At 68.8% G+C, this 6,717-nt stretch carries 6 protein-coding genes; 2 read left to right on the top strand and 4 right to left on the bottom strand.

Going from position 1 to position 6,717, the window contains the following annotated elements; all coding sequences use genetic code 11:
• Nucleotides 1-201 precede the first annotated feature (201 nt).
• Nucleotides 202-423 carry a hypothetical protein gene (locus AB0I18_RS51195; RefSeq protein ID WP_363112748.1) on the top strand — a complete coding sequence of 74 codons (222 nt, stop codon included), beginning with the start codon at nt 202-204 and terminating at the stop codon, nt 421-423.
• 64 nt (nt 424-487) lie between these two features.
• A complete protein-coding gene (locus AB0I18_RS51190; protein WP_363112749.1) occupies nt 488-1,705 on the top strand; it encodes a TerD family protein in 1,218 nt (405 codons plus the stop codon).
• Nucleotides 1,706-1,782: 77 nt separating this feature from the next.
• Here the strand turns inward: AB0I18_RS51190 and AB0I18_RS51185 are convergent, their stop codons facing one another.
• From AB0I18_RS51185 to AB0I18_RS51170, 4 genes are all read right to left on the bottom strand, one after another.
• Nucleotides 1,783-2,670, bottom strand: coding sequence for a carbohydrate ABC transporter permease (locus AB0I18_RS51185; protein WP_363112747.1), 888 nt, complete (start codon nt 2,668-2,670; stop codon nt 1,783-1,785).
• Nucleotides 2,660-3,679, bottom strand: a complete 1,020-nt coding sequence (locus AB0I18_RS51180; protein WP_363112746.1) for a sugar ABC transporter permease — start codon at nt 3,677-3,679, stop codon at nt 2,660-2,662. The genes AB0I18_RS51185 and AB0I18_RS51180 overlap by 11 nt, the downstream gene beginning before the upstream one ends.
• A 1-nt stretch (nt 3,680) precedes the next feature.
• Nucleotides 3,681-4,967 (bottom strand): extracellular solute-binding protein, encoded by a 1,287-nt coding sequence (locus AB0I18_RS51175; RefSeq protein ID WP_363112745.1) that lies wholly within the window; start codon nt 4,965-4,967, stop codon nt 3,681-3,683.
• 459 nt (nt 4,968-5,426) lie between these two features.
• Nucleotides 5,427-6,467 (bottom strand): LacI family DNA-binding transcriptional regulator, encoded by a 1,041-nt coding sequence (locus tag AB0I18_RS51170; RefSeq protein ID WP_363112744.1) that lies wholly within the window; start codon nt 6,465-6,467, stop codon nt 5,427-5,429.
• Between the last annotated feature and the right edge of the window lie 250 nt (nt 6,468-6,717).

Here is a 6,717-nt window from a genome sequence, read left to right as displayed (position 1 = left end):
TCGCTATGTGCTTGTTTGTGACTTGAGTTCAGACGTGTTCTATTCCGATGTGTTCCCCGCGCCCCTGAAAAGCGGGCTGCGCCCTGCTTTTCAGCCCGACCCCCGCCCACCCTGCCCGGGCCCGCACCAACTCAGCCCGTCCGGCGTTTGAGGACGAAAAACCCTTGGGCCGTCCCACCCCCACCCCCCTACCATCCACCCATGCCCCGCCCACACGGCTTCACCTACGAATCACACTCCGACGGCACCGTGACCATCACCCACAACACGCGCCCCGCCACCACCCTCCGCGGCCCCCGAGCCACCCAGTTCCTCGCGGAGGTGGAATCCGGCGACTCCCAGCTGGTCATGGCCCGCTGGACCGGAAACTACAAACACGGCAACGAACGCACGGCCCGCAACCACCCCCGCAACGCCCGCTGACCCGATTGGCCGCCAGGTAAGGGAACGGCAAAGCGGGTCCGCTCGTTCACCGGGCATGACAGCTATGACCCCCGGCTCGAACATCCCTCTCCCCGTCACCCGCGTGACGGTGGACGTCGCCGCACCGGTGCGGCTCGACGTATCGGGCCTGCTGCTCACCGCCGACGGCAAGGTGCGCTCCGACGACGACTTCATCTTCTACAACCAGCCCGCGGGCCCGGGCGTGACGTACCGCTCGGGCGGCGGCTCGTCCCCGGACGCGATCACGGTCGACACGGCCGCCGTCCCGCCGGGCATCGAGAAGATCGTCGTCACGGCGAGCCCGGACGCCGCGGGCCAGACCTTCCAGGGCGTGGAGCCGACGGCCACGATCCGCAACGCGGCCGACAACTCGGTACTGGCCACGTTCACACCCCCGCAGCTGGGCTCGGAGACGGCCCTGGTGATCGTGGAGGTCTACCTGCGCAACGGCGCATGGAAGGCCCGCGCCGTCGGCCAGGGGTACTCGAACGGCCTGGCGGGCATCGCGACCGACTTCGGCGTATCGGTGGAGGAGCCGTCCGCCCCGGCCCAGCCCGCCGCCCCGGTCGCCCCGCCCGCAGCCACGATCCAGACCCCGGTAACGCCCCCCGCCCCGCCCCTCACCACACCCCCGGCTCCGCCCGCACCCCCGGCGGCACCGGCTGCTCCCGCCCCCGGAGCAGGCAAGATCAACCTCGACAAGGGCCGGGTGAGCCTCCAGAAGAACCAGACCGTCTCCCTGGTCAAGGGCGGCCGCCCGTTCCTCTCCCAGGTGAAGATGGGCCTCGGCTGGGAGCCGGCGTTCCGGGGCAAGGACATCGACCTGGACGCGTCGGTCATCGCGTACGGCCCGAACCGCAACCACATCGACAGCTGCTACTTCGGCAAGCTCTCGATCGTGAACGGCGCGATCAAGCACTCCGGCGACAACCTCACCGGCGAGGGCGGCGGTGACGACGAGGTGATCGTCGTGGACCTCGGCCGCCTCCCCCAGGAGGTGACCGGCCTCGTCTTCACGGTGAACTCCTTCACCGGCCAGAAGTTCACCGAGGTCGCCAAGGCCTACTGCCGCCTCCTCGACGCCGCCACGGGCGAGGAACTGGTCCGCTTCGACCTCACCAGCGCGGAGGCCCAGACCGGCGTGATGATGGCCAAGCTCATCAAGCAGTTCTCCGGCGAATGGGAAATGACGGCCCTCGGCAACTTCGTCAAGTCCCGCACGGTCCGCGGCATGGTGAAGCCCTCGGCCCAGGCGCTGTAAGCCGCCGCCGAGCGACGCCAAAGCGCGGGCCGCCCCACGGGTGGGGCGCCCCGCGCTTTGGCGTCTGTGCACCTCGATCACATCTTCGTCGCCCCCGCGGCAAGGTCCCTCAAGAAGTGCCGCGCCCCGATCAGGAAGACGACGATGAGCGGGATGACACTCATCAACGCCCCCGCCATCACGACGGCGTAGTCGGTGTTGTAGGCGACGTTGAGGTTGGAGAGGGCGACCTGGAGGGTGACCCGGTCCGGGTTGACCATGACGACCAGCGGCCAGATGTAGTCGTTCCAGATGCTGATGAACGTGAAGATGCCGAGGAAGGCCAGCGCGGGCCGGAAGAGCGGCATCGCGACCTGCCAGTACAGCCGGAAGAAGCCGGCGCCGTCGATCCGTCCGGCGTCCAGCAGTTCGTCGGGCAGCGAGTTCTGCGCGTACTGGCGCATCCAGAAGATGCCGAAGGCGTTGGCCGCACCGGGAATGACCAGCGCCTTCAGCGTGCCGGCCCAGCCGAACTCGGCCATGGTGACGAACTGCGGCACCAGCGACAGCTGCGCGGGAATCATGTAGGTCGCCATCAGGGTGCCGAAGAGGAACTTCTTCCCCGGGAACTCGTACTTGGCGAAGGCGAAGGCGGCCAGGGAGTCGAAGAACAGCACCAGCACGGTGCCGGCCACGGCGACCACGACGGTGTTGTACAGCGAGGTGAAGAAGTCGATGCGGTCGATCACCTCCCCCATGTTGTGCAGCAGTTGCGTGCCCGGCACCAGCCTGGGCGGATAGCTCAGGATGTCCTGGGTGGTGACGGAGGCCATCACCACCAGCCAGTAGAAGGGGAACATCGAGACCAGCACCCCGAGGAGCAGGGCCACACGGACCCAGATCCGGGTCGCCCTGCTGCCGGAGCCGATGGCGAGCCCCGCGGTGGAGGACGTACGGGCAGTGGAGGACGTACGGTCAGCGGCCATCGCGGGCCCCCTTGCGCAGCAGCGCGATGCCACGGCGGTCGTCGCGGTCGGAGCCGGACACCAGCCGCCAGTTGATGATCGCGAAGAGCGCGATGAGTGCGAAGAGCAACCAGCCCATCGCCGCCCCGTAGCCGAACTGGAGGTCGTTGAAGGACTTCTGCCACAGATAGAGCACGACGGTCATACCTTCCTGTCCCGGCCCGCCCGTGGTTCCGGGGTCGTCCGAGTAGAAGAGCACCTGGGATTCGGTGAAGATCTGCAGCCCGTTGATCGTGGACGTGATCACGGCGAAGAGGATCACCGGCCGCAACTGCGGCACCACGACCCGGAAGAGAACCTGCCGGCTGTTCGCACCGTCCACCCGGGCGGCCTCGAAGAGCTCGGTGGGGATGGCCTGCAGACCGGCCAGGAAGATCAGGGCGTTGTAGCCGACCCACCGCCAGATGATCATGATGGAGATCGCCGACTTGATCCCGAGGGACGAGCTCAGCCAGCCGACCCCGTCCACCCCGATCGCCCTGAGCATCGAGTTGGCGAGACCCGACTGGGCGAAGACGGAACCGAAGACGATCGTCATGGCGACCATCGAGGTGACATTGGGGATGAAGTACGCCACCCGGTAGGCGGCGGAGAAGCGCACCTGCGAGTGCAGCAGGAAAGCGAGCACCAGGGCCAGCAGCAGCATCGGCACCGTGGAGAGGAACCAGATCTGGAAGGTGTTGAGGATCGAGTGCCAGAACACCGAGTCCTTGAGCAGCCACTCGTACTGCTGCAGGCCGACGAAGCGCTTGTCACCGATGCCGTCCCAGTCCTGGAAGGACAGATACAGCGAGAAGCCCACGGGGAAGGCCCCGAAGACGGCGAAGAGCACGTAGTACGGGGAGATGGCGAGGTACGGCGGGAGATGGCGCCGCCACCGGCCACGCGGGGCGCCCGCGCCCGCCCGGCCGCCCGCCTCCTCACCGCTGTCGGCGGCGGGGACCGGCGCCGTTCCCGCGAGGGTGGCCACGTCAGCTCACCCCCCGCTGGGACAGCGCGGACTCGGCCGCGTTCATGGCGTCCCGCCAGGCCCTGTCGGGGTTCTTGCCGAGCGTTTCCACGTTGGTCAGCTCCTGGAAGACGGGGGTGTTGGCGGTGTCCTCGTAGGGGCTGCGGAAGATGACCGGGGCCTTCTCGGCGGCCGGGCCGAAGACGTCGACGGGGCTCTGACCGCCGAAGAAGGGGTCGGGTTCGCGCATCGCCGGTTTGTCGTAGGCGGCCGGAGTGGTGGGGAACAGCGCCATCTCCTGATAGGCCTTCAGCTGGTTCTCGGGCCCGAGCAGCCACTTCAGGAAGGCGAACGCCCCTTCCGGGTCACGGCAGTAGCGGGTGATGCCCACGTACGAGCCGCCGTAGTTGGTCGGCCCGACGGGCAGCGCGGTCAGCCGCCACGTCCCCGAGGTCTTCGGCGCCACCTGCTTGAGGCCGTTGATGGCCCACACCGCGTTGATCATCGTGGCGACCCGGCCGCGGCTGACGGCCGCGTTGTAGTCGGGCGTCGTGTCCAGGACCCTGGCGCTGAGCCCCTGCCGGTACGTTTCCACGGCCAGGTCCCACGCGTGCTTGACGTGATCCTGGTCGCCGATGAAGTGGTCGTCGGCGTCGACGAACTGCTTCGGGCTCTGGTAGAGGACCATCCGGAAGACGTAGCTGATCTGGGAGACGAGATACGGCCTGCCGGGCGCCCTGGCCTTGAGTGTCCGTCCGACTCCCAGGTACTTCTCCCAGGTCGAGGTGGCCTCGGCGACCTCCGCCGGCTCGGTGGGCAGTCCGGCCTTCTCGAAGAGGTCCCGGCGGTAGTAGAGCGCGGTGGGGCCGGCGTCGAGCGGGAAGCCGACCATCCGGCCGGACGGAGTGATGCCGCTCTTCCACTTCCAGTCCAGGTACTGGTCCTCCAGGGCCGTCGCGCCGAGGTCCCTCAGGTCCAGGAACTCCTGCTCGTCCGGGAAGAACTCCGCGATGCTGGAGTTCACACAGACCAGGTCCGGCACGTAGGCGCGGGCCGCCATGCTGGTGCGCACCTTCGACTCGTAGTCGCCGGCGATCGGCGCGCCCTTCACCTTCAGACCGGGCACTCCGGGCACTCCGCGCCCGGCGGTGGCGAGCAGCTTGTCGCTCAGCGCTCCGTTCCAGTACCAGATGCTGAGGTGGTCGGTGCCCGCCGAGGCCGAGCCATTGCCCGCCCCACATCCGGACAGGCCCAGAAGGGCTCCGCCCACACCGCCGAGGGAGGCCCCCAGCAGGCGTCTGCGGGACATCGTTCGGTATTCCATCGGCGCGCACTCACTTTCCGGGCACGGCTCAGCCGGGGCATGGCGCTGCCGCGGGCCCGTCTACGGGGTGGGGGGAGACAACGATGTCGGCAGATGATTCCGGGCTCGGGCCGACAGCGTTCTTGAGGTCCGTGAGCGTTCACGTGAACGTTGCCGTCGAGTATCGGGGCGGCCGAAAACCACTGTCAAGAGACGTACACCGCCGATGTGTTGAGCCCCTCCGACAGGCGTCGGAGCCTTCCCCACGAGCCCGGGGCTCAGCCGGAGTCCCACCAGCCGGGGGGCTCAGACGAAGGCCCGTCGACCCAGGGCTCGGACAGAAGCCCACCGACCCAGGGCTCGGACGGCGGGCCCGTCCACCCGAAGCTCGGACGGCGGGCCCGTCGACCCGGGGCTGAAACGGAGCCCCGCCCAGCCCAAACAAAGTCCCATCCGCCCCGAGTCTCAGGCGGAGGCCCGTACCACCAGTTCGGGCAGGACCCACGCGTCCGCGCCGCTCAGGGGTTCCTCACCCGCGCGCAGCCGTGCCACCTGCTCGATGGCCAGCCGTCCCAACCGCCGTTTGTCGAGGTGCAGGGTGGTCAGAGCGGGCTCCACCAGCTCGCCCAGCGAGAGTCCGTCGAAGCCCATGACGGCCAGGTCGTCGGGCACCCGCCGCCCCCGACGCCGAGCGGCACGCATCGCACCGATGGCGATCAGATCATTGAAGCCGAAGACAGCCGTGACCTCGGGCCGACCGTCCAACAACTGTTCCATGCCCGCTTCCCCACCCGCGACACTGTGCTCGGGACACTTCACGACCCAGCTGCCGTCGACGGGGAGCCCGTGCCGCCGCGCCTGGGCCAGAAAGGCCTCCCGCCGAGGGCCGGGGGCATCGAGACGGTCGCCGTCCAGCATGCCGATCCGGCGATGCCCCGCACGGACCAGATGGGCGATGCCCTGCTCCAGACCGGCCGCAGCATCGATACCCACAGCCGCGAACCGGGTCTGCTGCGGACCACGCTCCAACAGCACCAGCGGCACCCCTCCCAGCCGCCGGGCAAGAACGTCGTCCTCGTTCTTGAAGTACCCCACAACCGCGTCCGCCTGATGGGACAGCACATCGAGCGCCTCGCGCTCCCTGGCGTCATCGGTACGGGAGTCCCACACCACCACCTGCCACCCACGCTGCTCGGCGGCCTCCAGCACACCGGCGGCAACCTCGGGGAAGAACGGATTCATCAGGTCCGGAATCACCAGCCCCGCCGTCACGGTCCCCTTCCGCACCAGCCCCCGCGCGAACCGACTCGGCCGATAGTCCAACAGCCGCGCCGCCTCCAGCACCCGCTCCTTGGTCCCCGGATCGATCTCACCCTTGTCATTGACGGCCCGTGACACCGTCTGGCGCGACACTCCGGCCAGCTGGGCGACGTCGTGGATCGTGGCCCGTCGACGAGGGCCGTCGGACTGCTCGGTACGCGTCTCCCGCTGCTTGTCGGCCCACACGCTGAGTACTGTATCCGGCCACCCCGGCACGAACGCCGGGCCGTCGGCGCCAACCCACCAAGGGCCTGCCGCCCACCCACGCCTCCGCGGGCGAAGCCGCGCCACCCCACGCACCCGCGGCCGCGACTCAACCCGGGGGCGGGGCCGTGCCGGTACGTCATGCCCGTCGCGTAGGGCTCCCGCAAAAGAGCCCGACCTCCCAACCGACAGCCGTATGCCCCGATATCGGAAGAGCCCACTGAACTCCAGT

It is taken from the genome of Streptomyces sp. NPDC050704 (genome assembly GCF_040654355.1).
Lineage (GTDB): Bacteria > Actinomycetota > Actinomycetes > Streptomycetales > Streptomycetaceae > Streptomyces.
This window is presented reverse-complemented; position numbering and strand designations above follow the sequence as displayed.